The sequence below is a fragment of the Sphingobium salicis subsp. salicis genome (assembly GCF_049472635.1).
GTDB classification, from domain to species: domain Bacteria; phylum Pseudomonadota; class Alphaproteobacteria; order Sphingomonadales; family Sphingomonadaceae; genus Sphingobium; species Sphingobium yanoikuyae_A.
The window spans coordinates 1005424-1031416 of sequence record NZ_JAYRCS010000001.1 but is presented as its reverse complement, the minus strand read 5'-3'; the positions used below and the strand labels follow the sequence as shown (position 1 = coordinate 1031416).

At 64.6% G+C, this 25993-nt stretch carries 28 protein-coding genes and 1 tRNA gene; 15 read left to right on the top strand and 14 right to left on the bottom strand.

Annotation, left to right across the window (positions count from 1 at the left end; all coding sequences use genetic code 11):
• The first annotated feature begins 166 nt into the window (after positions 1 to 166).
• Together VHN57_RS05065 and VHN57_RS05060 are read left to right on the top strand one after the other, a co-directional pair.
• Positions 167 to 1252, top strand: coding sequence for a redoxin family protein (locus VHN57_RS05065; RefSeq protein WP_278986500.1), 1086 nt, complete (start codon positions 167 to 169; stop codon positions 1250 to 1252).
• Positions 1253 to 1359: 107 nt separating this feature from the next.
• Positions 1360 to 4101, top strand: coding sequence for an ATP-binding protein (locus tag VHN57_RS05060; RefSeq protein ID WP_278986498.1), 2742 nt, complete (start codon positions 1360 to 1362; stop codon positions 4099 to 4101).
• A 170-nt stretch (positions 4102 to 4271) separates the two neighbouring features.
• Here VHN57_RS05060 and VHN57_RS05055 read toward each other — a convergent pair whose 3' ends face one another.
• The 3 genes from VHN57_RS05055 to VHN57_RS05045 all read right to left on the bottom strand — a co-directional run bounded on the left by VHN57_RS05055 (position 4272) and on the right by VHN57_RS05045 (position 6469).
• Positions 4272 to 5465, bottom strand: a complete 1194-nt coding sequence (locus tag VHN57_RS05055) for an aminotransferase class V-fold PLP-dependent enzyme (RefSeq protein ID WP_423282975.1) — start codon at positions 5463 to 5465, stop codon at positions 4272 to 4274.
• A gap of 17 nt (positions 5466 to 5482) precedes the next feature.
• Entirely contained in the window at positions 5483 to 5677 is a 195-nt protein-coding gene (locus VHN57_RS05050) for a hypothetical protein (RefSeq protein WP_353844029.1), read from the bottom strand.
• 108 nt (positions 5678 to 5785) lie between these two features.
• A complete protein-coding gene (locus VHN57_RS05045; RefSeq protein WP_423282973.1) occupies positions 5786 to 6469 on the bottom strand; it encodes an IS3 family transposase in 684 nt (227 codons plus the stop codon).
• A 99-nt stretch (positions 6470 to 6568) separates the two neighbouring features.
• Here VHN57_RS05045 and VHN57_RS05040 point away from each other — a divergent pair, with 99 nt between their 5' ends.
• From VHN57_RS05040 to VHN57_RS05025, 4 genes are all read left to right on the top strand, one after another.
• A complete protein-coding gene (locus VHN57_RS05040; protein WP_287430926.1) occupies positions 6569 to 7321 on the top strand; it encodes a FecR family protein in 753 nt (250 codons plus the stop codon).
• 257 nt (positions 7322 to 7578) lie between these two features.
• Positions 7579 to 8769 (top strand): TonB-dependent siderophore receptor, encoded by a 1191-nt coding sequence (locus tag VHN57_RS05035; RefSeq protein WP_287430925.1) that lies wholly within the window; start codon positions 7579 to 7581, stop codon positions 8767 to 8769.
• 24 nt (positions 8770 to 8793) lie between these two features.
• Positions 8794 to 9075, top strand: coding sequence for a hypothetical protein (locus tag VHN57_RS05030; protein ID WP_423282971.1), 282 nt, complete (start codon positions 8794 to 8796; stop codon positions 9073 to 9075).
• Entirely contained in the window at positions 9057 to 9527 is a 471-nt protein-coding gene (locus VHN57_RS05025) for a TonB-dependent receptor domain-containing protein (protein ID WP_423285979.1), read from the top strand. The genes VHN57_RS05030 and VHN57_RS05025 overlap by 19 nt, the downstream gene beginning before the upstream one ends.
• A gap of 11 nt (positions 9528 to 9538) precedes the next feature.
• Here VHN57_RS05025 and VHN57_RS05020 read toward each other — a convergent pair.
• The 3 genes from VHN57_RS05020 to VHN57_RS05010 form a co-directional block, all read right to left on the bottom strand.
• Positions 9539 to 9623, bottom strand: a tRNA-Leu gene (locus VHN57_RS05020).
• 99 nt (positions 9624 to 9722) lie between these two features.
• Entirely contained in the window at positions 9723 to 10100 is a 378-nt protein-coding gene (locus VHN57_RS05015) for an ammonium transporter (RefSeq protein WP_278987384.1), read from the bottom strand.
• On the bottom strand, positions 10085 to 10393 hold the full coding sequence (locus tag VHN57_RS05010) for an autorepressor SdpR family transcription factor (protein WP_004212039.1): 309 nt from the start codon (positions 10391 to 10393) through the stop codon (positions 10085 to 10087). The genes VHN57_RS05015 and VHN57_RS05010 overlap by 16 nt, the downstream gene beginning before the upstream one ends.
• 116 nt (positions 10394 to 10509) lie before the next feature.
• Between VHN57_RS05010 and VHN57_RS05005 the strand changes: the two genes are divergently transcribed.
• Positions 10510 to 10848, top strand: a complete 339-nt coding sequence (locus VHN57_RS05005) for a hypothetical protein (RefSeq protein WP_017503721.1) — start codon at positions 10510 to 10512, stop codon at positions 10846 to 10848.
• A 35-nt stretch (positions 10849 to 10883) separates the two neighbouring features.
• Here VHN57_RS05005 and VHN57_RS05000 read toward each other — a convergent pair whose 3' ends face one another.
• Positions 10884 to 12332, bottom strand: coding sequence for a S41 family peptidase (locus VHN57_RS05000; protein ID WP_278987382.1), 1449 nt, complete (start codon positions 12330 to 12332; stop codon positions 10884 to 10886).
• Between the two features lie 196 nt (positions 12333 to 12528).
• On the opposite strand from VHN57_RS05000, the gene VHN57_RS04995 reads away from it, so the two are divergent.
• The 6 genes from VHN57_RS04995 to VHN57_RS04970 all read left to right on the top strand — a co-directional run bounded on the left by VHN57_RS04995 (position 12529) and on the right by VHN57_RS04970 (position 18610).
• On the top strand, positions 12529 to 12939 hold the full coding sequence (locus VHN57_RS04995) for a MerC domain-containing protein (RefSeq protein WP_278987381.1): 411 nt from the start codon (positions 12529 to 12531) through the stop codon (positions 12937 to 12939).
• A gap of 148 nt (positions 12940 to 13087) precedes the next feature.
• Positions 13088 to 14551, top strand: a complete 1464-nt coding sequence (gene zwf, locus VHN57_RS04990) for a glucose-6-phosphate dehydrogenase (RefSeq protein WP_423282967.1) — start codon at positions 13088 to 13090, stop codon at positions 14549 to 14551.
• On the top strand, positions 14544 to 16376 hold the full coding sequence (gene edd / locus VHN57_RS04985) for a phosphogluconate dehydratase (RefSeq protein WP_214866705.1): 1833 nt from the start codon (positions 14544 to 14546) through the stop codon (positions 16374 to 16376). Before zwf ends, edd begins: the two co-directional genes overlap by 8 nt.
• A gap of 62 nt (positions 16377 to 16438) precedes the next feature.
• The gene (gene glk / locus VHN57_RS04980) at positions 16439 to 17419 is read left to right on the top strand and encodes a glucokinase (RefSeq protein WP_125987052.1); all 981 of its coding nucleotides are present in this window, start codon (positions 16439 to 16441) and stop codon (positions 17417 to 17419) included.
• Positions 17416 to 18033 (top strand): bifunctional 4-hydroxy-2-oxoglutarate aldolase/2-dehydro-3-deoxy-phosphogluconate aldolase, encoded by a 618-nt coding sequence (gene eda / locus VHN57_RS04975; RefSeq protein WP_270092777.1) that lies wholly within the window; start codon positions 17416 to 17418, stop codon positions 18031 to 18033. Before glk ends, eda begins: the two co-directional genes overlap by 4 nt.
• Before the next feature lie 55 nt (positions 18034 to 18088).
• Positions 18089 to 18610, top strand: a complete 522-nt coding sequence (locus tag VHN57_RS04970) for a hypothetical protein (RefSeq protein ID WP_161733645.1) — start codon at positions 18089 to 18091, stop codon at positions 18608 to 18610.
• 27 nt (positions 18611 to 18637) lie between these two features.
• On the opposite strand, the gene VHN57_RS04965 is transcribed toward VHN57_RS04970, so the two are convergent.
• From VHN57_RS04965 to VHN57_RS04935, 7 genes are all read right to left on the bottom strand, one after another.
• Positions 18638 to 19057 (bottom strand): TadE/TadG family type IV pilus assembly protein, encoded by a 420-nt coding sequence (locus tag VHN57_RS04965; protein ID WP_423282964.1) that lies wholly within the window; start codon positions 19055 to 19057, stop codon positions 18638 to 18640.
• Positions 19054 to 19569: a TadE/TadG family type IV pilus assembly protein gene (locus VHN57_RS04960; RefSeq protein ID WP_037518960.1), complete on the bottom strand. Its 516-nt coding sequence runs from the start codon at positions 19567 to 19569 to the stop codon at positions 19054 to 19056. Before VHN57_RS04960 ends, VHN57_RS04965 begins: the two co-directional genes overlap by 4 nt.
• Positions 19566 to 21584, bottom strand: a complete 2019-nt coding sequence (locus tag VHN57_RS04955; protein WP_423282961.1) for a pilus assembly protein TadG-related protein — start codon at positions 21582 to 21584, stop codon at positions 19566 to 19568. Before VHN57_RS04955 ends, VHN57_RS04960 begins: the two co-directional genes overlap by 4 nt.
• A 140-nt stretch (positions 21585 to 21724) precedes the next feature.
• On the bottom strand, positions 21725 to 22312 hold the full coding sequence (locus tag VHN57_RS04950; RefSeq protein ID WP_278986231.1) for a gamma carbonic anhydrase family protein: 588 nt from the start codon (positions 22310 to 22312) through the stop codon (positions 21725 to 21727).
• A gap of 7 nt (positions 22313 to 22319) precedes the next feature.
• On the bottom strand, positions 22320 to 23315 hold the full coding sequence (hemB, locus tag VHN57_RS04945; protein WP_423282959.1) for a porphobilinogen synthase: 996 nt from the start codon (positions 23313 to 23315) through the stop codon (positions 22320 to 22322).
• A gap of 253 nt (positions 23316 to 23568) precedes the next feature.
• Complete coding sequence (locus tag VHN57_RS04940) at positions 23569 to 24345, bottom strand: hypothetical protein (protein WP_125987040.1); 777 nt, start codon at positions 24343 to 24345, stop codon at positions 23569 to 23571.
• Positions 24346 to 24462: 117 nt separating this feature from the next.
• Positions 24463 to 24705 carry a hypothetical protein gene (locus VHN57_RS04935; RefSeq protein ID WP_004212020.1) on the bottom strand — a complete coding sequence of 81 codons (243 nt, stop codon included), beginning with the start codon at positions 24703 to 24705 and terminating at the stop codon, positions 24463 to 24465.
• 114 nt (positions 24706 to 24819) lie between these two features.
• Between VHN57_RS04935 and VHN57_RS04930 the strand changes: the two genes are divergently transcribed.
• A complete protein-coding gene (locus VHN57_RS04930; RefSeq protein WP_278986234.1) occupies positions 24820 to 25341 on the top strand; it encodes a GNAT family N-acetyltransferase in 522 nt (173 codons plus the stop codon).
• An 11-nt stretch (positions 25342 to 25352) separates the two neighbouring features.
• Complete coding sequence (locus tag VHN57_RS04925) at positions 25353 to 25988, top strand: YqaA family protein (RefSeq protein ID WP_004212017.1); 636 nt, start codon at positions 25353 to 25355, stop codon at positions 25986 to 25988.
• Positions 25989 to 25993 lie beyond the last annotated feature (5 nt).

The following is a 25993-nucleotide window of genomic DNA, read 5'->3' as shown; positions in this document are numbered from 1 at the left end:
TGCGCGGAACGCCCGTTAGTTGGGATGATGGGGCGTTAGCCGTTGCAAATGCGATCTGCCGCTCGCACCGCCGCCGCTAACTAACACGCCCGCACAGGGCCTAACAGGCATCCGCGCGACCGGGCGCTACATTGCGGGCAAGAGAGCAACCACAAGGCCGCCCGCCATGACCAGAACCCGTTCGATCCGCTTCATCGCCGCCACCCTGCTGGCAGCCGGAGCCACTACCATCGCCTGCTGCGCCGATGCGATCCGCGCAGCCCCTTCCCTTGCCGCGCCGTTCGGCACCCCTCGAAAGGCCATTGACGTGCTCGATCATGCAGGCCCCTGGCTGACGCCCGTGCCGGGTGGCGTGGCCTCCCTGCGCGGAAAGGTGGTGCTGGTGAATTTCTGGACCTATTCCTGCATCAACTCGCTGCGCGCCCTGCCCTATCTGCGCGCCTGGCAGGAACGCTATGGTGACAAGGGGCTGGTCGTGGTCGGCGTCCATGCGCCCGAATTCCGGTTCGAGCATGATCCTGCCAAGGTCCGTCAGGCCACCGCCCGGTTGGGCGTGGGCTATCCCAATCTTCAGGACAATGACTATGCCGTCTGGCAGGCGTTCGGCAATCAGGGCTGGCCCGGCTTCTATTTCATCGACGCCAAGGGACAGGTGCGCGGCTATCGCGTCGGCGAGGGCGATTATGCCGAGTCCGAACAATTGATCCGTCGCCTGCTGGCCGAGGCCGGTCACGATCCTGCGGCCATTCCCGTGACGCCAATCCAGGGCAGCGGGATCGAGGCGCCGGCAGACTGGCGCAATCTGGCATCGGGCGAAGCCTATCTGGGCCATGACAAGGCAACCGGCTTCCGGTCGCCCGGCGGCCTGCGCCGGGATGCGACCGCAAGCTACAACGCGACAACCGATCTGCCGCTGGGCGGGTGGGATCTGTCCGGCGACTGGACCGTCGGATCGGAATTTTCCCGCCTGGATGCGCCCAATGGCACGCTGCGCTATCGCTTCCATGCGCGCGACGCGCATCTGGTCCTGGGCGGCGCACCTGATGGCCACCCGATCCGTTTCCGCGTGACGATCGACGGCGCGGCGCCCGGTGCCAGCCATGGCGCCGATACCAATGCGCAGGGCTGGGGCGAAGTGCGGGACGACCGGCTCTACCAGCTTGTCCGCCAGAACGGCCCCATTCGTGATCGCACCATCGCCATCCAGTTCGCCCGGCCGGGGGCCAGAGCCTATTCCTTCACCTTCGGCTGATTTCCCGGTCCATCACTCGCCACCCTACTGGTCGTTGCCTTTCGCTAACGATATGGCAATGCAGCAGACAGCGGCGCGAGCGTCGCCGGAAATGGGACGGTGCGAGCGTGGCGGACGGAGACAGGCAGCTTCTGGGCGAACGGCGCAGCTTCGGCCCCTTCGCGCTGCTACCGGCCGAACGGCTGCTTACCCGCGATGGTGTCCCGGTCGAGATTGGCGGCCGCTCCTTCGACCTGCTGGTGGTACTGACCGAACAACCAGGGCAGATCCTTTCCAAACGCGACCTGTTGAAGCGGGTCTGGCCCGATGTCGTGGTCGAGGATGGCAGCCTGCGCTTCCACATGGCGGGCCTGCGCAAGCTGCTGGGCGAAGGCACCGACGGCGCACGCTATATCGCGACCCAGGTTGGGGTCGGCTATGCCTTCGTCGCTCCGGTCGCGGTGCAGGGGCCGGAGACGGGTCAGACCGTGACGACCGCCCCTGCCCCGCTCGCACCGACGCATAATATCCCGCCGCGCCTGCCGCACCTTATCGGCCGGACGGAAGACCTAGCGCTGTTGCAGGACCGGGTCATGGACACGCCGCTCTTCACCATCGTCGGCGCTGGCGGGGTCGGCAAGACGTCGCTGGCGATCGAGATCGGCCACGCCCTCGCCCCGCAATTCGCCAATCGCGTCGCCTTTGTCGATTTCAGCATGTTGGAAAATCCTGGCCTGGTGCGGCCGATGATCGCCGGCGCCATGGGCCTGACCGTGCAGAGCGACGATCCGCTGGCGGTGATCCTGGGCCATCTGCGCGATCAATCCTTTCTGCTGCTGCTCGACAATTGCGAGCATCTGATCGCCCCCACAGCTGAACTGGTCGAACATATCATCGACGCTGCGCCGCAAGTGCGCATCCTCGCCACCTCGCGTGAGCCGCTGCGCGTCCGCGGCGAACATGTCCATCGTCTCGACGCGCTCGGCTATCCCGACGATAGAGAAGCTCTGACGTTGGCACAGTTGCGCGCCTATCCCGCGATCGAGCTATTCCTGGAACGGGCGCGCGCGGCCGACAGCCAGTTTCGGGTCGATGAGGGTGACGCGCGCCTGATCGGGGATCTCTGCGCGCGGCTGGGCGGCATGGCCTTGCCGATCGAACTGGCGGCCGTGCGCGCCGCGACCCATGGGCTGGAGGCGACGGCCCGCCAACTGGGGGAACGCTTCAGCCTGATGTGGCCGGGGCGACGCACCGCCCTGCCGCGTCAGCAAACATTGCAGGCGACGCTCGACTGGAGCTATGATCTTCTGTCCGATGTCGAGCGGATCGTGCTGGAGCGGCTGGCCATCTTCGTCGGCCCCTTCTCGATCGACGCCGCGCTGGCGGTGGTTGCCGACGCGCTGGTGGGCGCGGACGATATTGCCGCCGCCGTCGATCAACTGGTTGCCAAGTCGCTGATCGCGCCCAACCGGATGCGTGGCGCGGGTACCTATCGCCTCCTAGAAATGACCCGTGCTCATGGGCGCCAACATCTGCTTACCCGTGGACAGGCCGAGGTTAATGCCAATGCCCGGCGCCATGCCGCCTATTATCTGGCGGAACTGGAAGCCCTGCTGGCGCAGGAAGATGACGTCCTTCAGGATCAGCGCCCCTTGCGGCAGCAACTGGGCAATATCCGCAGCGCGCTCGATTGGGCCTTTGGTGAAAAGGGCGATCGGCGCATCGCCGTGCGCCTTGCCGCTGCCAGTGCGCCGGTCTTCCTCAATCTCTCGCATCTGATCGAATGCCGCAACTGGTGCAGCCGGGCGCTGGCCGAAATGATGGACAGCGAACGCGGCACCGCGATCGAGCTGGAATTGCAGGGCGCGCTCGCCATCGCGCTGATGTTCACCCGTGGCAATCGGCCGGAAGCCGGCAAGGCGCTCGACCGCGCGCTGGAAATCGCCCGGCTGCTGGACGATCACTGGAGCGAACTGCGCATTCTTGGCCGACTGCACATTTTTCATGAGCGGATCGGCGAATATCAGGCCGCGATGGATCACGCCGCGCGGGCAATCCAGGTGGCCGAGGCGGTCGGCGAGGATGAAGCCATCGGCGTCGCCTATTCGCTGTCAGGCATTTCGCACCATCTGGCCGGCGACCAGATACAGGCGCGCACCGATCTGGAAATATCCCTGGCCCATGCTCCCCAATCGCTGCGCAGCCAGACGGTGCGCTATGGCTTCGACCATCGCAATCGCTCCATCATCGCACTGGCCCGCACGCTCTGGCTGACCGGTGACGAACGACGGGCCAAGGCGCTGGCGCGCCAGGCCGTCGAGGACGCCGCGACTCTCAATCATCCCGTGACACTCTGCATCGCGCTGATCTGGTCGCTGTCGATCCATAGCTGGATGAGGGACTTTGCTGCCGCGGAGGAGACGCTCGCCACCTTTGCCGACTGTGCCGAAGCCAATGCCCTAGGCCCCTATATCGCCGCAGCCAGCGGATTTGCCGGCGAGTTCGCAATCCTGCGCGGAGAAGCAGGCGGCAACGCACTGGGCGCCATCGAGCAATGCCTCGTCCGGCTGCGCACTGCCCGTTATGATCTGCTGACGACGCCTTTTTCCATCGCACTGGCGCAAGGCATGATGCTCGACACGCGTTTCACAGAGGCTGGCAAGGTGATCGACGCCACCATCCGGCGATGCGAGGCAAATGGCGAACAATGCCTGATGCCCGAATTGTTGCGGATCAAAGCCAGGATCGCAATCGGACTCCTCGACAGCGCAACCGCGAAATCCTCCCTGGATAACGCCATCACGCTCGCGCGCCGGCAAGGGGCTGATGCATGGGAACGGAGGGCCGCCGCGGATCTGGCTTCTTCGTAACGGCTGTTGGCGAGCAGGTCCGATTGGGGCGCAGTGGGGTCGGAAGCCGACCATTTCAAGCCACCGTTTCCACTATCGCGATTTTCAAAAAGCTGCCTATGCAATCCCCCTCATCCCGGACCTGATCCGAGAGCCACTCAGCGCTCTCTATCCGCCGTAGCGCAGGACGATTAAGGCAGGATCGACCGGATCGCTTTCACCAACGCGTCATCATCGGCGGCGCTATTGAACAAGGCAGGCGTGCCCCTCACACAGGCGCCGCTGGCAGGCCCATCGCGATGCACCGTGAAAATCCGATGTTCGTCCAGCAGGCGTTTGGCGACCGCCATATTGTCTTGCACGCTCGTCCGCCTCGCCAGACGGAACGACGTGATGCCGCCGTGCAGGCGTGGATCGGCCGGCGTCAATATCTCCAGCCCCTTCACGTCGCGCAGTTCTTCCGCCCACAGATCGCGCAGATGGCGCAGCCGCGCCGCGAAGTCCACCGTGCCGATATGCACGCGTGAATAGCTACTGGCGGCAAAGGGCGGGCTGTTGGCACTGTCCGGATCGATCAGGTCGAGCCTGGCCTGTCGGATATAGATGACGCCCACGCCCAGCGGCGCGCCCCACCATTTGTGCAGGTTGAAGCCGATGAAATCCGCGTCGAGATCGGCCGGCCGGAAATCCAGCTGGCCCCAGCTATGCGCCGCATCGACGATCGCGTCGACGCCGCGCGCCCGCGCCATCGCCACGATTTCCTTCACCGGAATGACCAGGCCGGTGCGATGGCTGAGATGGGCGAGCAGGATCAGGCGGATCTTCGGATTGACTTTCAACGCCGCTTCATAGGTGTCGATCAGCCCCTGATGCGTGGCCGGTTCGGGCAGCGCGATCCGCACCACGTCCACGCCCCGGCTGCGCTTGAGCGTATCAAAACAGGCCTGCATGCTGTCATAATCGAGATCGGCCTGAAGCACGGCATCACCCGGCCGCAGCCGGTTATAGCCGCCGATCAACGCCTTCAGCGCCTCCGTCGCATTGCGGGTGAAGGCGATTTCCTGAGGGGCAACGCCCATCTTCGCCGCGACCCGATCGCGCACGGCGATCAGGTCGGGGGTCAGGCCGCGCCGGGCATAATAGCTGGTCTCGCGATTGACCCGGCGCACGGCCGTTTCATAGCGGTCCAGCACCGGCCGGGCCATCATCCCCCAATTGCCATTTTCCAGCTGGATGACGTCAGGGGTGATATCATATTGGGCCGCGATCCCGGCCCAATATGCTTCGTCATCGGGCCGGGCCGAACCTGTCGGCAGGACGGCGGCCCGCCCTGCAACCGGCACGACGGCCGCCCCGATCATCATCTGCCTGCGGCTGATTTCCATGTTCCGTGCCTAGCCGATCAGAAGGTCAGGCCCAAGCGGACATAATATTGGCCGCCGTCCGTGTCATAGGGCGCGTTGCGCGAGTAGATGAGGCCGCGCACCGCCTGGTTGGTCGCCTCGTCGGGATAGGCGTTGAAGATATTCTCCGCCCCGCCCCGGATCGAGATGTTGGACGTGACCTGGACGCTGGCCGACAGGTCGAACAGCACCATCGATCCAAAGCGCTGATAGAGGTCGCCGGTCGCATTGCCGCTGACATCGGTCCAGGCGCCATAATAGCGTGCCCGGCCCTGGATGCCGACTGAGTAGCCCCTAGTTTTCTAGACGCCTTCTGCTTTCAAAATCTGCTGCCGTTCGAACTGTGCGGGGGACAGCATCCCGTTCCTGACCTGCTTGCGGACGAACATCTCGATGTAATCGAACACGTCCTGCCGGGCTTCATCGCGTGTTTTGTAAGTCCGGCGCCGAATGCGCTCACGCTTGAGCGAGGAGAAGAAGCTTTCAGCCACCGCGTTGTCATGGCAGTTGCCACGGCGGCTCATCGAGTGCTCAAGATTGTGAGCCCGGATGAAGGCCGCCCAGTCCATGCTGGTGAACTGCGAGCCCTGATCCGAATGGATCAGCACCCATTGCTTCGGCTTGCGCCGCCATACCGCCATGTGCAGCGCTTGCAGCACCGCATCGGTGGTCTGCCTGCTCTGCATCGACCAGCCCACCACACGGCGGGAATAGAGATCGATCACGACAGCCAGATAAGCAAAGCCCTCCAGAGGGCGGATGTAGGTGATGTCGGTCACCCAGGCCAGTTCGCGCTTCAACTGACGAATCTCGGCATCCTTGCTGGCATCGCCAGACACCACCTGCGCCAGTTGCCGCTTCCAGGCATACAGCGAATGCTGACTGACGCCGAGCCTCTCAGAAACCTCCGCTACCGGATACCCGCGTTCGGTGATCTGGGCCACCGCATCACGCTTGAACTCATCGCTGAAATCGGGCTTCCCCATCGTCGTCTCCTGTCCTCAAAATTAGGATAGACAGCATCCAGAAATCTAGGAGCTACTCAGGCGCGGCCCGCCTATACATCTCCGGTGAGAGCAGCCGAAGTGCGCCCCGTCCTGCCGCAAGGGCGGATTGCCTATCGACGAAAGCGCACTGGTGCGCGCACTACCCAACCTGCGGAGCGCAGGCTTGCGAAACCGCGCACATGGATAATCGGTGCGGCGGCAGCCTGTCTTGCGGTCATCACCGTACCGTCACTTATGGTGCACGTGCAGGCTGACTACCTGACCGGCAGAGCCGAAACGAAAGACGTGGAACTGGCGGACGGCAGCCTCGCGCGTCTCGCGCCGCACAGCGCAATTGCCGTCACTTATGCCACCAATCATCGCCAGGTCCGTTTGCTCAAAGGCGAAACCTGGTTCGACGTGCGGCGTGATGCGGCACGGCCCTTCTATATCGATGCCAATGGCGTTACGACTGAACTGGCGCGTGGCCGGGTGCGCGTAGATTATACCCATGCCGCCCCTCCGGTTTCTGAACAACTGTTACCCGGTCAGGCTGTCCACGTGGGGTTCGATGGAACGGTTAGCCGCGATAGCCGTCCGGTGGAGCAGGTGGCGGCATGGCGCAATCGACAGATCATTGTGCATGACAGGCCCGCCAGCGAAGTCATCGACGCGCTGCGTCCGTGGTATTCAGGCGTCATCATCGTGCGTAGCGATGGCTTCGACGGGCAGCGCGTAACCGGGCTCTACAATGCCGCTAATCTGGTAGAGGCGCTGAAGGGTTTGACGCAAGCTTATGGCGGCTCCGTATCGACGGTGACGCCCTGGTTGATCCTTCTATCGTCCCGTTGACCATCGAATCGGCAAAGCGAAAATTATTCTCTTTTATATTCCGTGGCCTATCCAACTTGCTGGCGACGAAAGCATCTGTCTCCACGTTCCGCTCCGAAAAATCAGGAGCGGCTGCGTCTGTTCCTGTAAGAGGGGGTGTTACGACGCATTAGCGTAAGACGCCTCCTTTAGACGGAATGCGAAGGAGATTGATTGATGGCTCAGGGGGGGCAAGGTCGAGGGGCAAGAGGCTGCGCCGCGCTGCGCTGGCCGCGCTGATGCTGACGAGCAGCCTTGGGACGGTTGGTGCAGCCGCTCCGGCACAGGCGCAGGAAACGGCCCGCAGTTTCGACATTCCCGCTCAGCCGCTCGCCACCGCGGTGACCGCCTTTGGACAGCAGTCCGGCTTGCAGGTCAGCACGCAGGCCTCCTTAGTCGACGGCAGGACCTCCAGCGCCGTAAAGGGCACGATATCGCCATTGCAGGCGCTTACCCAGTTGCTCGCCGGCACCGGCCTCAGTTTTCGCATCGTCGGTTCAACCGTCACTCTGGAACCGGTGCCGCAGTCGGCGGCAGGCGCGATCACGCTGGGGCCGGTGCGCGTTGAAGGTGAAGGTGGCACCTCTGCGGGTATTGCGCCCAGCATCACCAGCGATCCGGCAGCGACCGAAGGAACCCGCTCCTATACGACCACAAATATGGCGACCGCGACCAAGCTGCCGCTCTCGATCCGCGAAACTCCTCAGTCTGTCACCGTGGTCACACGCCAGGCCATTGAAGACCAGGGCGCGCTGGCTCTCAAGGACGTCATCCAGAACGTTCCGGGCGTGTTCTACTGGACCAGCGGCCCGCAGCGCCAGCGATTCTATGCACGCGGCCTGAGCGCCGACAACCTTATGTTCGACGGGTTGCCGGTCACGCTTTCGAGTTCGCAACTGTCACAGGACCTGGTCGATCCGAATATCGCTATCTACGATCGTGTGGAGATCGTTCGCGGCGCGGCAGGACTTACGATCGGATCCGGCAACCCTGCGGCAGCGATCAACCTGGTCCGCAAACGGCCCACGGTGACACCGCAATTCTCGATCGCGGGCAATGTCGGGAACTGGAACCGCTATGGAATCGAGGCGGATATTGGTGGTCCGCTCGACCAGGACGGTACGCTCAGGGCACGGGTCGTGGGCACCTATAATGACGAGGAAAGCTTCCGCGACCGCGAGCATAGCAAGCGGAACATGATATACGACATCATCGAGAAGGATTTCGGATCGCGCACGACGCTGAGCGTTTCCGCGATGCGGCAGGAAGATGATCTGGACGGCAACGGCTTTACCGGAATGCCTGTCGCGGTCGACGGCAGCCATCTCGACCTCCCGCGCTCGACTTCCTATGCGAGCGGCTGGGAATATTGGGACAAGGACAGCACCTCGTTGTTCGCGTCGCTGGAGCATCGGTTCGGCAACGGGTAGAAGGTCAACCTGTCAGCCTACAAAGTGTGGGCGAAGCTGAACATGCTTGGCCATTACATCCGTTCGAACGTCACAGTTGGCACCTATGACCTGCTCAACGCCCTGAACGAGCATGAGGAGAACCAGAGCAGTTACGGCATCTATGCCAGCGGCCCATTCAAGCTGTTCGGTCGCGAGCATGAACTCGTTCTGGGAGGCGGGCATCGCCGGATCCAGTTCGACGGCAATACGAATCAGGGCGGCCTCAGGCCGGCAACTTCGATCTCTACAACTTTGATCCGTCCGCGATCGCGAAGCCAAACCTGACGATCCTGCCGTGGCTGGACAGCGACATCAAGGAGTTCAACGCCTATCCAACAACCCAGCTAAATCTGGCCAACGGGCTGAAGCTCATCGTGGGCGGGCGCCTGGACTGGTACGACTACTCGGATGCGCAGCCGCGCTGGAACCTATCCAACCACTATGAGGTCCATCATCTTCTGACCAAATATGCCGGCCTGATCTATGATATGGACAGCCATCATTCGGCCTATGTAAGCTATACTGACATCTTCAAGCCGCAGAATTATTACGACGTCAATCACAAGTTGCTGTCGCCGGTCGTGGGCAAGAATTACGAGATCGGCATCAAGGACGCCTATTTCTACGACACACTCAAGGTCTCGCTCGCGCTGTTCCGCATGGATCAGGAAAACCGCGCCGCCCGGATCAGCGACCAGACCCAGTGCAGTAACATATCCGACGGCCACCTGCTATGAAGCTGCAGGTCTGGTGCGGGCGGTCGGAATCGAACCGACACTCCTTGCGGAACCGGATTTTGAGTCCGGCGCGTCTACCAGTTTCACCACGCCCGCATCTGATCGTGGAAGGGGGCACCTAGCAGGTCATGAACCGGCTGCAAAGCCCCCAAAATCGCTCCCGCGACAAAGCCGCCAGGCAGGCGAAACAAGGGCCTAGCGGCGAGCCCGCAACCGAGCGCGCAAGGCGAGGCCATAGCCGATCGTCACGGCCATCCCCACCCCCACCGCGACGCAGCCGCCGACGACCGCCACCGGTATCGGCGCGAACGCCCAGAAGCCGACATAGATGATGCCACTGAGCGCCATCGACCAGCCGCCGACCCGCGCCACCTGTCGCGCACAGGCGTAAGGCAGAAAAGCCTTGGGCATGCGATTGCCATACCAGGCGATCATCAACCCGTTGGCGCCGATCACCAGCCGCGTGACCATGTCGCTGTCCAGCCAGTCGAGCTTGCGCCCCTGACTGGCGGCCAGCGCCAGCAGCAGGATACCGCCGCCCCAGAGCAGGCCCGCCTTCAATTCCCTGTCCATCCTGCCTTCTCCCGATGCTGATCCGGCGCCTCCACGCCGATGCCGAACGACTGGGCAAAGCCCAGCAGCGCCTCTTCCAGCACCGACAGCTTGAGATGATAGATGACCGACTTGCCGGCCTTTTCCGCATGGACCAGATCCGCCTCCTTCAGCACCGCGAAATGCGCCGACATGGTCGGTTTGGAGACATCGAACTGGTCGCTCAGTTCACCCGCGCTCATCGGTCCCTGGCGCAGCAATTGCAGCACCCGGCGACGGGTCGGATCGGACAAGGCGCGGAAGACCTGGCTCATGATGAGATAATTAGCTAAATATCAAAATGAGTCAAGCGGCCATGACGATCGCCGTGGCGCTGCCGCGCCGGCTGCGATAGGGAGCGGCCAAAGTTTCCTTCAATCCAGGCAGAGACATGGCCCGCAAATATTCCAAACATGGCCCTTATGAAGATGTACATCGCGAGGAAGCGGAAGCGCCGCCCCCGCCGCCCTGCTGGCTATGCGGGCGTCCAACGGGCACGACCATCGTGTGGCACCATCCCGTTCCCAAGAGCAGGGGCGGCCGCGACGTCGTGCCGATGCACGGCATCTGCCAGCAGACGCTGATCGCCAATTTCACCAATTCCGAATTGCAGCGCCACGGCATGGACGTGGAAGGCCTGCTGCTCCATCCGCCGATCCGCAAGTTCGTCGACTGGGTGGCGAACAAAGATCCCGATTTCACCGCGACCATCACCAAGAAGCAGCGCTGATCGCAGTCAGCGCTGCCACCTGATCGATTGACCGGTCAGAACAGACCCGGCACCTCGCGCTGGGCCGGATTGGGCCGCTGCGGCGCCAGCAATTCGCGCGGGGCGGACACCGGCGACGTCACCGCCTTGCGGCTGAGCGTCGCCACCGCGCCGCCGATCGGCGTACAACTCCGCCCGGCGATGAAGTCCAGCGCCTGCCGGGTCGCCGCCTCGCGCGGATCGCCCAGCGGATAGCTGATATCGTCCCAGGCCTGGCAACTGGCCTTCACGCTGGTCGCCAGCCCGTCATAATAATCGGCATTGCCCGCGCTGTTCTGGGTGGCGAAGGCCACCACGCGCAACCGGTCGTCACAGGCTTCGCGATCGATCGCGATCTGCCCGACCGGCTTGCCATAGGTGTTGGCGCCGATCAGCCCGGCCTGCGGCCCCAGAAAGGGGATGAAGGCGTTGATGACACCTTCGCTGGCCGATGCCGTGCCGCCGCTGCCGATGAAGGCGATGCGGGTGGGCGCGACGGACTGCGCCAGCGGCTCGAAATAATGGGTCTGGTTCTGGCCGCTCTTTTCCGGGCGATAGGTCATGCGCATGAAGATGTCGGTGCGCGCCCGGTTGCCGCCGAGCAGATCGCCCAGCACCTTGGCGGTCGAGACGAGGCCGCCGCCATTATAGCGCAGGTCGAGGATGATGTCGGTCACGCCCTGCGCCTTGAAACCGGCGAACGCGTCGCGCAGCGGCTGCTCGGCCGACAGGATGAAGGTGCGCAGATTGACATAGCCGACGCGGCGGCCGCCATCGTCGATCACCCGCGCGCCATAGCGGTTCGATACCGGCATCAGGTCGAAGTCGCGCTTGGTCACGGATACGGTGCGGGTGCTGTTCGCGTCGGCGATGCGCAGCAGCCGGGTCGTGCCGGCACTGTCCGGCCCCATCGCATCGGCCACAGCATCGGCACCGCCCGATGCGAACAGCGACGACACGCTGCGCATGTTGGTGATGCTGGTGCCGATCTCCAATATCTCCGCGCCGCGATCGATGCCGGCGGCGAGCGCCGGGCCGTTCTCGAACGATTCGATGACGAACAGGCGGGTGGCCCCGCTGTCGGTTGCGAAGCGCAGGCCGAAGCCGGCGCTCGACCCCGACTGATAATAGGCATTCTCCGCCTTGATGGAGGTGAGATAGGTGAAATAGCGATCCCGCCGCTGCGACCGCGCGCCCTGTGTCAGCGCGTCGATATAGCTGTCGACACTGGCATAGCCGGCCGGGCTGAGCGCGGACGGCAGGGTTTCAGGGAAAAGATACCATTCCTTGAGCGTCGCCGCCGCCCAATCCTGCCGCTCCCGCACCGAACAGGTGGCGGTCGGCGTGGGTGTGGGCGTCGCCGTCGGCGGCGCAGTGCCTGCGCTGTCGGACCCGCCACCACCACAAGCCGCCAACATCGCCAGCCCACCCGCCAGCAACGCCAGGCGCGCAACCCCATGCTTCATCACTATTCCCCCCAAAGACCGCAGACGGGATAGGCCGCGCTCCGCAGCACGGCAAGATAGCGTTGAAACAAAAGCGCTTTCTGCGCCGTCAACCAATCGCCCCGGCAACGCCTTCCGTCCCCCTGCCCTTGACTTCCCATGCCCCCATATCGATATGGCCGGAGAAAATGTAACATCATATCATTTAGGAAAAATCATGCCCCATTGCGAAGCGCCGGAACCTAATCCGGCCGGCCGCCCCCACTCCTGGCTCGACGGCTTCGCCATCTGCGCCTCCGCGCTCTGCACCGTCCATTGCCTGGGCCTGCCGCTGCTCTTCGCCTTGCTGCCGACCATCGCCACGCGGATCGATCCGGGCGAATCCTTCCACCTGCTGATGCTCGCCATCGCCGTGCCGACCAGCCTGTTCGCGCTGTTGCAGGGCTGGCGCCGCCACCGCGCCGCGCTGCCGCTGGGCATCGGCCTGGCCGGCCTGTCCCTGATGGCCGTGGGCGCGCTGCTGGCCCGCACCCCATTGAGCGAAGCGATCTGGACCGTCGGCGGCAGCGCCCTGCTGGCCGGGGCGCATATCCTCAACTGGCGCCGGGGCCTGCGCACCGCCTGCTGACCGACACCATAGACCGCCCCGCCTTCCCGCGAGTCGTTCGCAGTTGCAGCATCATTTTCCTGCCTATAGCCTGCTTGCGTAACGAAGCACGGCCGGTATAAGAGCCGCATCGTGCAGACATAGATAACTAACGGAGAAGGACTGTCCTTTGACCGAACCGTCTGCCACGTTCCTGTTGTTCGGTGCCACCGGCGATCTTGCCCGGCGCATGATTTTCCCATCGCTCTACAATCTTCTGTCGGACGGCCTGCTGCCCGACGACTTCCTGATCATCGCATCGGCCCGCACCGAAATGGATGACGAGGCCTTTCGCGAGGAAGTCTGCGCGGCGCTCAAGCAGTTCCTGCCGGCCGACCGCTATGATGCCGACATCGCCGCGCGTTTCCGCGCGATGATCCTCTATCAGCCGGTCGATTCCAGCAACGGCGCCCATTTCGCCGAGCTGGCCGAGCGCGTCGATGGACGCCTGGAGCGCGGCATTTCCGTCTATCTCTCCACTCCGCCCTCGCTGTTCGGCCCGACCGCCCAGGGGCTGGCCGATGCCGGCCTGCTGACGCCCAAGACGCGGATCGCGATGGAAAAGCCGATCGGCAAGGATCTCGCTTCCTCCAAGGTGGTGAACGACAGCATCGGCCACCTGTTCGCTGAAGAGCAGATTTTCCGTGTCGACCATTATCTGGGCAAGGAAACCGTTCAGAACCTGCTGGCGCTCCGCTTCGGCAATGTCATGTTCGAACCGCTGTGGAACGCCACCGCGATCGACCATGTCCAGATCACCGTCGCCGAAACGGTGGGACTTGAAGGCCGCGTTTCCTATTATGACGGTGTCGGCGCGCTGCGCGACATGGTGCAGAACCATATCCTCCAGATCCTTTCCATCCTGACGATGGAGCCGCCCGCGCGGATGGACCCCACGGCCGTGCGCGACGAGAAGGTGAAGGCGCTGCGCTCGCTGCGTCCGATGACCGCGGAAACGGTCAAGACCCACAGCGTGCGCGGCCAATATACGCCCGGCGCCGTCGGCGGCCAGATCGTCGCCGGCTACGCCGACGAGTTGGGCCAGCCGTCCGACACCGAAACCTTCGTCGCGTTGAAGGCGCATATCGACAATTGGCGCTGGCAGGGCGTGCCCTTCTACCTGCGCACCGGCAAGCGGCTGCCCGCGCGCCAGTCGGAAATCATGATCCAGTTCAAGCCGGTTCGCCATTCGATCTTCGGCCGTGACGGGCACGGATCGGGGCTGGAGCCGAACACGCTGATCATCCGCCTGCAGCCGGAGGAATATATCCGCCTGCTGATCATGTCGAAGCGGCCTGGGCTGGAGCGCGAAACCCATCTGGAGGAAGTGACGCTCGACGTGTCGCTGACCGCCGCCTTTGCCGGCCAGCGTCGCCGCATCGCCTATGAACGACTGATCCTCGACCTGCTCGCCGGCGACCAGACCTTGTTCGTCCGCCGCGACGAAGTGGAAGCCCAATGGGCCTGGATCGATTCCATCATCGACGGATGGAAGGAGGCGCACATGAAGGTGTCGACCTATTCCTCCGGGAACTGGGGGCCGTCCTCGGCCATTGCCCTAATCGAACGCGACGGAGCCAGCTGGCATGACTGATCTTCACCCCGTGATCGCCAAGGTCACAGAACGCATCACCGAGCGCAGTGCGGCGACGCGCCTCAAATATCTCGACCTGATCGAGCGCGGCCGCGACGCGGGCACCAACCGTGCCCAGCTGTCCTGCGGCAATCTCGCCCATGGCTTTGCCGCCAGCGGCGAGGACAAGGCTGTCATCCGCACCGGCCGGGCGATGAACATCGGTATCATCACCGCCTATAATGACATGCTCTCGGCCCATCAGCCCTATGGCCGCTACCCCGAGCAGATCAAGATCGCCGCGCGCGAGATCGGCGCCACGGCGCAGGTGGCGGGCGGCGTGCCCGCCATGTGCGACGGCGTGACCCAGGGCCAGGCCGGCATGGACCTCTCCCTTTTCAGCCGCGACACCATCGCCCTGTCGACCGCCGTGTCGCTCAGCCATGCGATGTTCGAGGGCAATCTGATGCTCGGCATCTGCGACAAGATCGTGCCGGGCCTGCTGATCGGCGCGCTGCGCTTTGGCCATCTGCCGACCATCCTGATCCCGGCCGGGCCGATGCCCTCGGGCCTCGCCAACAAGGAAAAGGTCCGCATCCGCCAGCTCTATGCCGAGGGCAAGGTGGGTCGCGAGGAACTGCTGGAAAGCGAAAGCGCCTCTTATCACGGCGCGGGCACCTGCACCTTCTACGGCACCGCCAACTCCAACCAGATGATGATGGAAGTCATGGGCCTGCACATGCCCGGCGCCGCCTTCGTCAATCCGGGCACGAAGCTGCGCAGCGAACTGACCCGCGCGGCCACCCATCGCATCGCCGACATCGGCTGGGACGGCAATGACTATCGCCCACTCGGCCACTGCATCGATGAAAAGGCGATCGTCAACGCGATCATCGGCCTGATGGCCACCGGCGGTTCGACCAACCACGCGATCCACCTGCCCGCCATCGCCCGCGCGGCCGGCATCCATATCGACTGGACCGACTTTGCCGAACTGTCGGACGTGGTGCCGCTGCTGGCGCGCGTCTATCCCAATGGCTCGGGCGACGTGAACCATTTCCACGCGGCGGGCGGCATGGCCGTCATCATCCGCGAACTGCTCGACGCCGGCCTGCTCCACCGCGACATCATGACCGTCGCGCGCCAGGATCTGACCGATTATGGCAAGGAACCGGTGCTGCAGGATGACGCGCTGGTGTGGCAGGATGTCCCCGCCAGCCGCGACGAGACGATGCTGCGCCCGGCCTCCAACCCGTTCCAGGCCGATGGCGGCATGAAGCTGCTCCAGGGCAATCTTGGCCGCTGCGTGATGAAGGTCAGCGCGGTCGACAAGGAACGCTGGACGATCGAGGCGCCGGCTGCGATCTTCCACGATCAGGACGATGTGCTGCGCGCCTTCAAGGCGGGCGAACTGGAACGCGACGTCGTCGTCGTCGTCCGCTTCCAGGGCCCGCGTGCCAACGGCATGCCCGAACTGCACAAGCTGACCCCGGCGCTGGGCGTGCTGCAGGATCGCGGCTTCAAGGTCGCGCTGCTGACCGACGGCCGCATGTCGGGCGCATCGGGCAAGGTGCCTGCCGCCATCCATCTGTCGCCCGAGGCGCTGGGTGGTGGCCCGATCGGCAAGCTGCGCGATGGCGATCTCGTCCGCGTCTGCGCGGAAAGCGGCCAGGTCGAGGCGCTGGTCGATGCCGCCACCTGGGACGCGCGCGACATTCCCGCCGCTCCGCCCCCGCCCTATGACACCGGCCGCGAACTGTTCGCGCTGTTCCGCCATAATAGCGACCTTGCCGAACAGGGCGCTTCCCCGATCCTCGCCGCGATGGACGCCGAACTCGCGATATAAGCACAGCCATTCGCGCCGGCGCGCTAGGATGCGCTGGCACGAATGTCCGGAGAGAGAGACAAATGACCGACATCATCGCCGCTGACATTGGCGGCACCAATGCGCGCTTCACCCGCGCCTCGCTGGACGACAAGGGCGTGCCGACACTCGGCACCGTCCGCAAATACAAGGTCGCCGACTATCCCAGCCTCCAGGCCTGCTGGGGCGCGTTCGTCGAAGACGAAAGCAAGGATAGCGACACCCCGTTGCCCGATGCCGCCTCTATCGCCTTTGCCACCGCCATCGGCCGCGAAGTCATCAAGCTGACCAACAGCAACTGGGTGATCCGCGCCGACACGCTGGCGGAGGATCTGGGCCTGCGCACCGTGCGCCTGGTCAATGATTTCGAGGCGGTCGCCCACGCCGTCTCGCGCCTGCCGGACGAAAATCTGCCCCTGCTGTTCGGCGAGGACCGCCCCTTCCCGCGCGACGGCGGCGTCACCGTGGTCGGTCCCGGCACCGGCCTTGGCGTCGCGATGATCGCCTATGATGATGGCCATCCCCATGTCATTGCGACCGAGGGCGGCCATCTCGACTTCGCCCCGCTCGACCAGATCGAGGTGAAAATCCTCGACTATCTGCGCGACAAGTTCCTGCGCGTCTCGACCGAGCGGATCGTGTCGGGTCCGGGCCTCAACTATATCTACAAGGCGCTCGCCACCATCGGTCACGACCGGGTCATGCTGATGGAAGACCCCGAACTGTGGCAGGCCGCGCTTGACGGCAGCGACGAGTTCGCCCGCCGCGCGCTCGACCGCTTCTGCCTCTGCTATGGCTCGGTCGCGGGCGATCTGGCACTGGCGCATGGCCCCCATGCGGTGGTACTGGCCGGCGGCCTCACCCAGCGGATGAAGGATTTTCTCGAACAGAGCGGCTTCCACACCCGCTTCAAGGCCAAGGGCCGGTTTGAGAGCCTGATGGCGACCGTGCCGATCCGCTGTGCGATCCATGAAGAAATCGGCCTGTTCGGCGCTGCCGCGGCCTTTAGGGAGAAGAATGCATGAGCTTGACCGTCGAACAGGTGATGGAACTGGCCCCGGTGATCCCGGTGCTGGTGGTCGATCGGGTCGAGGATGCGCTCCCCATTGCCCAGGCGCTGGTGAAGGGCGGCCTGCCCGCGCTTGAAGTCACGCTGCGCACCCCCGCCGCGCTCGACGTCATCCGCGAGATGGCGAAGGTCGAGGGCGCGGTCGTCGGCGCCGGCACGGTGCTGAACCCGGCCCAGCTCGACGCCGCGATGGAGGCGGGCGCCCGCTTCATCGTCAGCCCCGGCCTCACCGAACCGCTGGGCAAGGCCGCGATCGCCGCCAACATCCCGTTCCTGCCCGGCACCGCCACGGCCGGCGACATCATGCGCGGCATGGACATGGGCTTGTCCCACTTCAAATTCTTCCCGGCCGAAACCTCGGGCGGTCTTCCCGCGCTCAAGGCGCTGGCCGCGCCGCTGCACACCGCCCGCTTCTGCCCGACCGGCGGCATCACCGCCCAGAGCGCACCGGAATGGCTGGCCCAGCCCTTCATCAAATGCGTCGGCGGCAGCTGGGTCGTGCCCAAGGGGCCGATCGACCCCGACAAGATCGAGGCACTGGCGCGCGAAGCCGCCGCCCTGCCCCGCTAATCTATTGCTCGGGACCGGACAGAGGGCCATTGCACCCCGTCCGGTCCCGCCCTAGATGCAGATCATGATCACGCGCCGCTTCCTTCCCACCATCGCCCTGATCCTGTCGGGCTGCGCCGGCGCGCATGAAAGCTATCCCTCGCTCGCCAAGCGCCCGGTCGAAAGCGCGCCGATGGCCGAGGCGCCTGCCGCCCCGCTCCCCGTGCCGGCCGACGACAAGCTCAAGGCCCAGATCGGCCAGTTGACCAGCCAGGCGCAGAGCGGCAGCGCCAATTTCGACAAGGCCTATGCCAGCGCCGACCGCGCTGTGAACAGCGCCGGCCGCGCATCGGTATCGAGCGACGCCTGGGTCGCGGCGCAGGTCGCGATCAGCGCCGCCGAATCCGCGCGCAACGACAGCGTCTCCGCCCTCGCCAGCCTCGACACCCTGTTCATCGAACGCTCCAACGCGGTCGCCGATGGATCGGAAAAGGGCGGCGTCGCGGATATCGACGCGGCACGCGCCAGCGTCCTGTCGATGGTCGACAGTCAGAATGACCGCATCGACGCGCTGAAGAACCGCCTGCCCCAGCCCTGACCGGAGCATTGGGCATTAGCCCATCTGTCAGCCCGCCAGCCCCGGCAGGCAGGATTTCGCCGACACCGTCGTCGGCAGCGGCACGAGCTGGCTGATCGGCGAGCTGAACGGCTTGTTGATCTCGACCATGCTGGCCTGGCCGACACCGCGACACGCCACATTGGCCTGAATGCTGACATTGGCCGCAGCAATGACGATGCCATTCGCCTTGGCCCACGCCACGGCATAGCTGATCTGCTGCTGCGTGGTGCCGCACGCGCTGTCATTGACCAAATGGCAGCGCGCCGTGCTGTAGGCAGCCTCGCGCAGCGCCTGTTTGGTCCAGGCCAGCCGTCCCAGTTCGATCACGCCGAACAGGCAGGCGAAGAAGACCGGCGCCAGCAGCGCAAATTCGATCGCGACCGCGCCCGTCTGGTTCGATCGGATAGGGTTCAGCCATCGGGTCATTGCAGGCGCACCGTCGTCTTCTGGGTGATGACCGCCTTTTCCGCGAGCGAGGCCGGGACGAATTGCGGGTTGAACTTGTAGCTCGCGACGATGTCGAGATAATAGCCCGACCGGCTGTTCGCGCTCGCGCCGCTGCCACAGCTCTGGCCGCAACTGTTGGTCGGAATGAAGCTGCCCGTCTGGCTGAGGCAGGCGCAGACGCGGGAACTGTTCGTGCAATTGCCCGTCCCGCCATTGCAGCCGACGGTGACGTTGATCGGGCTTTGCCCCGGCGCCGCCGCCATCGCCTGGACATAGGCGGGGATAGACTGGAACTGCACCGCGTCGCGTGTCTTGAAGGCCGACAGCGATGCACCGCTGACCGCTTCGGCCAGCCGCCCGCGCTGGATGGTGAACTGGGCAATGTCGATCGCGACCAGGCTGATCGTGAAGAACAGGGTCAGCCACAGCGCGAACTCGACGGTGGCCACGCCCCGTTCCGAGCGACGCAGCTTTCGCAAGCCACCGATCATGCCACCAGCTCCACATCGCCGCCGCTGCCGCCGACCAGATCGCTGATCGACTTGCAGGCGGTGCCGGCATTGGCGCCGCCGCTTGCGGTGACGCGATAGGCGATCAGGGTGAAGCATTGGCCCGCCGACAGGCTGTTGTTGCCGCCCGACATGGTCACGGCCGAATTGGGCAGATGGACGACCCCGGAAAAGACATTCTGCGACCCTGCGCCCCAGTTGGTTGCCTGCGATGTCAGGCTGTCGACCAATATATCGGCGATGGCCGCCCCTTCGACGGTGCTGGTGGGGGCGATCAGCTTGGTCTTGGCGCCACCGGCCAGGTTGATGGTCCCGCCCAGGATGAAGCTGACATTGACGCCGGCCATGTCATAACCGGAGACTGATACGCCCTCCAGCGTCTGGCCCCAACTCTGGTTGGTGATCGGCGAGGTATAGGGCCAGGTGGTGCCGCCGGTGCCGTTGGTCAGGCCGCCGCTCACCGTGTAGCGCCCGGCGCCGAACAGCACCGATCCGGCGATCGACAGATTACCGTTGATCAGGTGATTGGCGGTCTTGCCGAAGACCAGGCGGCTGCCGCCGGCCGTCACGATATTGCCATTGGCGCTGAACAGCCCGTCCCCCATGAAGAAGCGGCCGCTACCGCTCAGCGTGATGGCATCGCCGCCGGCATTGGCCAGGGTGTAGTTGCCGGTGCCCGCGATCAGGGTGGAATCGCCATCGATCCTGATCTGGCCGGCGACGTCCAGATCGCCATCGCCCAGCGTCATCCAGCTGCCGCCGCCGACGCTGATCCCCTTGAAGCCGTGACTGCCCGCGCCCACCGCTAGGGACGTACCGCCCGACAGCGTGATGTTGGCGGCGATCGAGACAGGGCCGGCGCCGATCCGGTTGGTGCCCGCAAAGCTGACCGTGCCGGCGCCGATCGACACTTCGCCATTGCCGAAGGTGACGCCGCTCGATCCACTGTTGAAGCCGCCATTGATCCGCCAGACATTGTCACCGAAGTTGACAGTCGAACCGCCACCGATCGACACGCCATTGGCGACGGTGATGGTGGAGCCGGCCTGGAAGGTGACCGTGATGCCGCCGTCGATCGTGATCCGCGACAGGCAGTAATTGCCGGCAGGCACGGTGAATTTGGCGCTGTTGCCCTGACGGAAGGGGGCTGCACCGGCCGAGGGCGAATTGCCGAAAGTCCATATGTCGGCGCAGGCCGGCGTCACCGGATTGGCAATGGTCCGCGGCGTGCGGAAGGTGCCGAGCAATTGCCGCGCGGTGGCGAGATCCATCGAATTGGCGAGCGGGTCGCTGATTGCGGTCGACTGGTTGATCCGCTTGTCCGCCGCCGGGACATTGCCGTTCCAGCTGGGATTGGAAAAGCTGCCGGCATAGCGCAGCAGATCGGCCGACAATGTGCCATAATTGTTGATGATGTCGGCCGCGCCCGAGACAATTTCCTTGGCCGTGATGCCCGACCCGCCATTGTTGACTGATCCGGCGCCGACCACCGAACAGTCGGTCGCGTTGATCGTCGCGCCGCCCTGCGTCTCGACCGCATTGCCCGACGAGGCGAGGCCCAGGATGCAGGGCGTAGCCGACGCGCTGCCGGCCAGGCGCGCCATCGCGCTGACCTTCACCGGCATGGTCGCCGCAGCGCCCAATATGCGGCTGAGGCTGAGCGGCAGCGGCGTCGTCAGTTCGACGCGCACTGCCTTGGCGCCGGCTTCGGGCGTGTCGGCCAGCAGCGCGACGTCGATCGTCGCATCGGTGATGCCGTGGGCAGTGACCAGGTCGACCGCGGTGGGGCGCAATATCGCCTGCGATCCGTCCGCCTTGTAGGCGACGGCTGCGGCCAGCGCCGCCATGTCCGCCACGCGCTGGGTCGCGATCCGCCGCTCATAGCCGCGATTGAAATCGACAGCGAGCCCCGCCATGCCGATGACGCCGATCAGCGACAGAGCAGCAACAACGCTGACACTGCCGTCATGCCTCAGAAATAAATTACGGAATTTCATGGATAATCCCGAATGAAATGTCGGGACTGCCATTCCGCGCAAAAACTTGATTAATTGCTAATTCACGCAATTTTCGCAAAATAATGTCGGACAATTGGTCGGGTGATCATTGTCCGCCGGCGACCAAAATAGGCCGCGCCTCACCCCATGTGGCGCACCGCGCCCTTATGCGCCTTGCCATTATGGACATAATGGTCGACGCCCTCGCGCATGGTGATGATCGCCTCGTCGGTCAGGTCGCGCATATATTTGGCCGGACGTCCGGCCCATAGCTGCCGGTGCAGCACCGTCTTGCCGGGCGAGAGCAGCGCGCCGGCCGCCAGCATCGCGTCGCTCTCCACCGTGCAGCCGCTCATGACGATCGCCCCCAGCCCCACGAACGCGCGGTCCTCCAGCACGCAGCCATGAACCATCGCCATATGGCCGATCAGCACATCCTCGCCGATGATGGTGGGATAGCCCTCTGCCGGATAGCCCGGCCGGCCGTCGCCGGGGCTGTCGCAATGGACGACCGTGCCGTCCTGGACGTTGGTGCGCGCGCCGATGCGGATATGGTTCACATCGCCCCGGATCACGCAATTATACCAGATGCTGGCATCCGCGCCGATCTCGACATCGCCGATGATCCGGCATCCCGGCGCGATGAAGGCGCTGGGGTGGATCAGCGGCGCCTTGCCGTTCAGCGGGATGATCGAAACATCGGGATAGTCGGCGGGATGATCGGTCATCTGCGCCTCAACCGTTCAGCAGCCGCGCCGCGTGCAGCGCATGATAGGTCAGCACGCCCGAACAGCCGGCCCGCTTGAACGCCATCAGCGTTTCCAGGATCAGCGCATCGCGGTCCCCCGAGCCGGCGGCGGCGCCATGTTCGATCATCGCATATTCGCCCGACACCTGATAGGCGAAGACCGGGACGGAGAAACGATCCCGCACCCGCGCGACAATATCCAGATAGGGCAGACCCGGCTTCACCATCACGCTATCCGCGCCCTCGGCCAGGTCCAGCGCGACCTCGCGCAGCGCCTCCTCGCCATTGGCCGGGTCCATCTGATAATTTTTCTTGTCGCTCTTCAGCAGCCCGCGCGATCCCACCGCGTCGCGGAACGGGCCATAGAAGGCGCTGGCATATTTGGCGGCATAGGCCATGATCTGGACATTGACGTGGCCGGTTTCCTCCAGCGCCTCGCGGATCGCGCCGATCCGGCCGTCCATCATGTCGCTGGGCGCGATGATGTCGGCGCCTGCCGCCGCCTGGTTGAGCGACTGGCCGATCAACATGTCGATCGTCGCGTCATTGATCACATAGCCGGTCTCGTCGAGCAGCCCGTCCTGGCCATGGGCGGTATAGGGATCGAGCGCCACGTCGGTCAGCACGCCGATATCGGGCACCGCATCCTTGATCGCGCGGATCGCCCGACACATCAGGTTATCCGGGTTCAGCGCCTCGGCGCCATCGTCGCTGCGGCGGTCGGCCTGGGTATTGGGGAACAGCGCCAGACAGGGAATGCCGGCGTCGCGCGCTTCCTTGGCCCGCGCCACCATCAGGTCGACCGACCAGCGCGACACGCCGGGCAGCGCCGCGATTGGCTCCTCGACGCCGTCCCCTTCGGTCACGAAAAGGGGCCAGATGAAATCGCTGGGCGACAGGCGGTTTTCGGCATGCATCGCCCGGCTCCAGGCGGTGGCACGGGTGCGGCGCATGCGCAGCGCCGGATAGGAGGCAATAGTCATGCCGCGGGTGTAGGCCGCGACCGGAAGGGGATCAAGCCGGACCGATTGTCCTGCCCTTGGAGCGATGGGGTGGAAACAAGGCATTCCTCCCCGGCATGGGGAGGGGGACCATTTGCGCAGCAAATGGTGGAGGGGCACAGGCCCAATAGCGCGGCATTGGTGGGCACCTGCCCCTCCGTCAGCGCTTCGCGCTGCCACCTCCCCGTGCCGGGGAGGAATGTCCGCTTCTGCCAGATACCCGGCCTACGCCGCCTCAGCGCCCGTCGTCGTCCGCGCCGGCGCTGCCACCGATAACCGTTCGGGTATAATCGATGCGGATGCGGACCCAGGCGCCGACCTGGGGCTTGCCGTCGACGCGGGGCGGGCGCACCAGGAATTGCCAGGCGGCCAGGCGCACCGCGCGGCCAAAGCCCGATCCGGTCGGATATTCGCTGATCATCTGGCAATTTTCGACATGATAATGGTCGATCGTCTTGCACGCGACCAGGCCATAGCCCTGCGCCGGCGCATTGGCGGGCAGATAGGTGGACAATTCGGCATGGGTCGGCCGGCGATACCATTCCGCCTCGAACAATTGCACGCCGCCCGGCCCCTCGCCCGGCCCGACAATCGCCTTGGCATTGCCGGTGCCGCTGTCGCCGACGCCGGCCGTCTTCTTTTCCATCTTGCCGATGTCGGCCGCCGCCATCTGGCGACTGTCGAGCGTGATGAAGGGGAAAGGCGATGGCGGCTGCACGCTCGGCGTCTCGACCGGCCGGGGCGGCGTCACCACCGGCTCGCTCTTCTGCTTGGGCGCAGCGGTATCCCGCTCGCGCTTTTCCGCCTTCTGCGCCTTGGACTTTTCCTTGTTCGCCTGCTTGGCCGGCTCGATATCGAAGCTCACCGGATTGCGATCCTCGACCTTCTTGGGGTCGATATGCGGCGCCATCGTCAGCAGCGCCAGCAGCAGGATCGCGTTCAGCACCAGCGCGAATGCCAGGCCGCCGGCCCGCTGCCGCAACTTGTCCCAGGGAATATGCGAAATTATCAAGCGTGCCGACCGGTCTGAACAGGAAGTGGGTCATGCCCAGACGGCGCCGGACAGTCAACGCCGTGGCAGCTGACAAATCGGTAATATGGTGGGATTGGCCGGCCGACGCCCTGTCCGTCAGCAGACATCCTCTTCGCGCACCACCGGCCGGCTCTCGCGCGTGGCCCGCATCCGGCTGGCCTTGTCGTCGACATCGGAGGTCAGCACGACATGGTCGTCATGCACTTCCAGCAGCACCCCGGCAAAGGGAAAGCCCTCCAGACTGCCGGTCACCCGATAGCTGACCGAATCGCCGACCTTGAAGCTGGCCGGGTCCATGTTGAAGCTGAAGGGGCAACTGCCCTCGCCCATGTCCTGCATGTCACTCTCCTCTTTGACGCCGATCCTATCGCGGCCGCAGCGTCCCGATCAAGCATCGCCGCATCCATTCTTCAGGGCTTTTGCAGCCATCGCCGCCCCGCTAAAGGCGGGACCATGGATATCTGCCTTGCCGCCCCCGCCGACCTGCCCCTGCTCCACCGCGTGATCGAGCGCGCCTATCGCGGCGACGAGGCGCGGGCCGGCTGGACCTTCGAGTCCGACCTGCTGACCGGAGCCCGCACCGATATCGAAGAATTGCAGGAGATCCTCGCCAGCCCGACCGACCGGCTGCTGGTCGCGATCGACGACAAGGGCATGCCGATCGGCTGCGTCCAGATCACGAAGCGCGAGGAGGGCGTCGCCTATCTCGGCCTGCTCTGCATCGATCCGCAGCTTCAGGCCACCGGTCTTGGCCGCCGCATGATCGCTGCGGCGGAGGATCAGGCTGCGCGCGATTTCGGCGCGACGACGATCGAAATGACGGTGATCGACCGGCGCCCCGAGCTGATCGCCTATTATCAGCGGCGTGGCTATATGCTGACCGACGAGAAGCGCCCCTTCCCCATCCCGCTCGATCCGCCGCTCGAAATGGTCGTCCTGGCAAAAGCGCTGGCGGCTCCCGTGCAACTGAGCTAGGCCCGCTCGCGATGCTCACCAAGCTCTATCAGTGGATGCTGGCCAAGGCCGCTCACCCGCACGCCGAACGTTGGCTGTTTGCCTTCAGTTTCATGGAATCCAGCTTCTTTCCGATCCCGCCGCATCCGCTGCTGGGTCTGATGTGCCTGGCGCGGCCGGAAAAGGCGATCCGCTATGGCCTCATCTGCACCATCGCTTCGGTGCTGGGTGGCCTGCTCGGCTATGGCATCGGCCATTTCCTCTATCAGGCGGTCGGCGCGCAGATCCTGCATTTCCTTGGCCTGTCGGCGAAATTCCCGGTCGCGGCCTGCTATCTGCGCGACTATGGCGCGGAGATCATCCTGATCAAGGGCGCGACCCCGATCCCGTTCAAGCTGATCACCATCACCGCTGGCTTCATCGGCCTGTCGCTTTTCACCTTCCTGTGGGCCAGCATCCTGTCCCGCGCCTTCCAGTTCATGATCGTCGGCTTCCTGTTCTGGAAATTCGGTCGCCCGATCAAGGCGTTCATCGAGAAATATCTGGCACCGCTGTCGGCGCTGTTCCTGGTGCTGGTGGTCGGCGGTTTCGTCGCGGCATCGATGCTGTCGGGCGGCGGGCAAAAGAGCGATCGCTGCTCCAACGCCACCATGGCCACCATCTCCTGATCCGC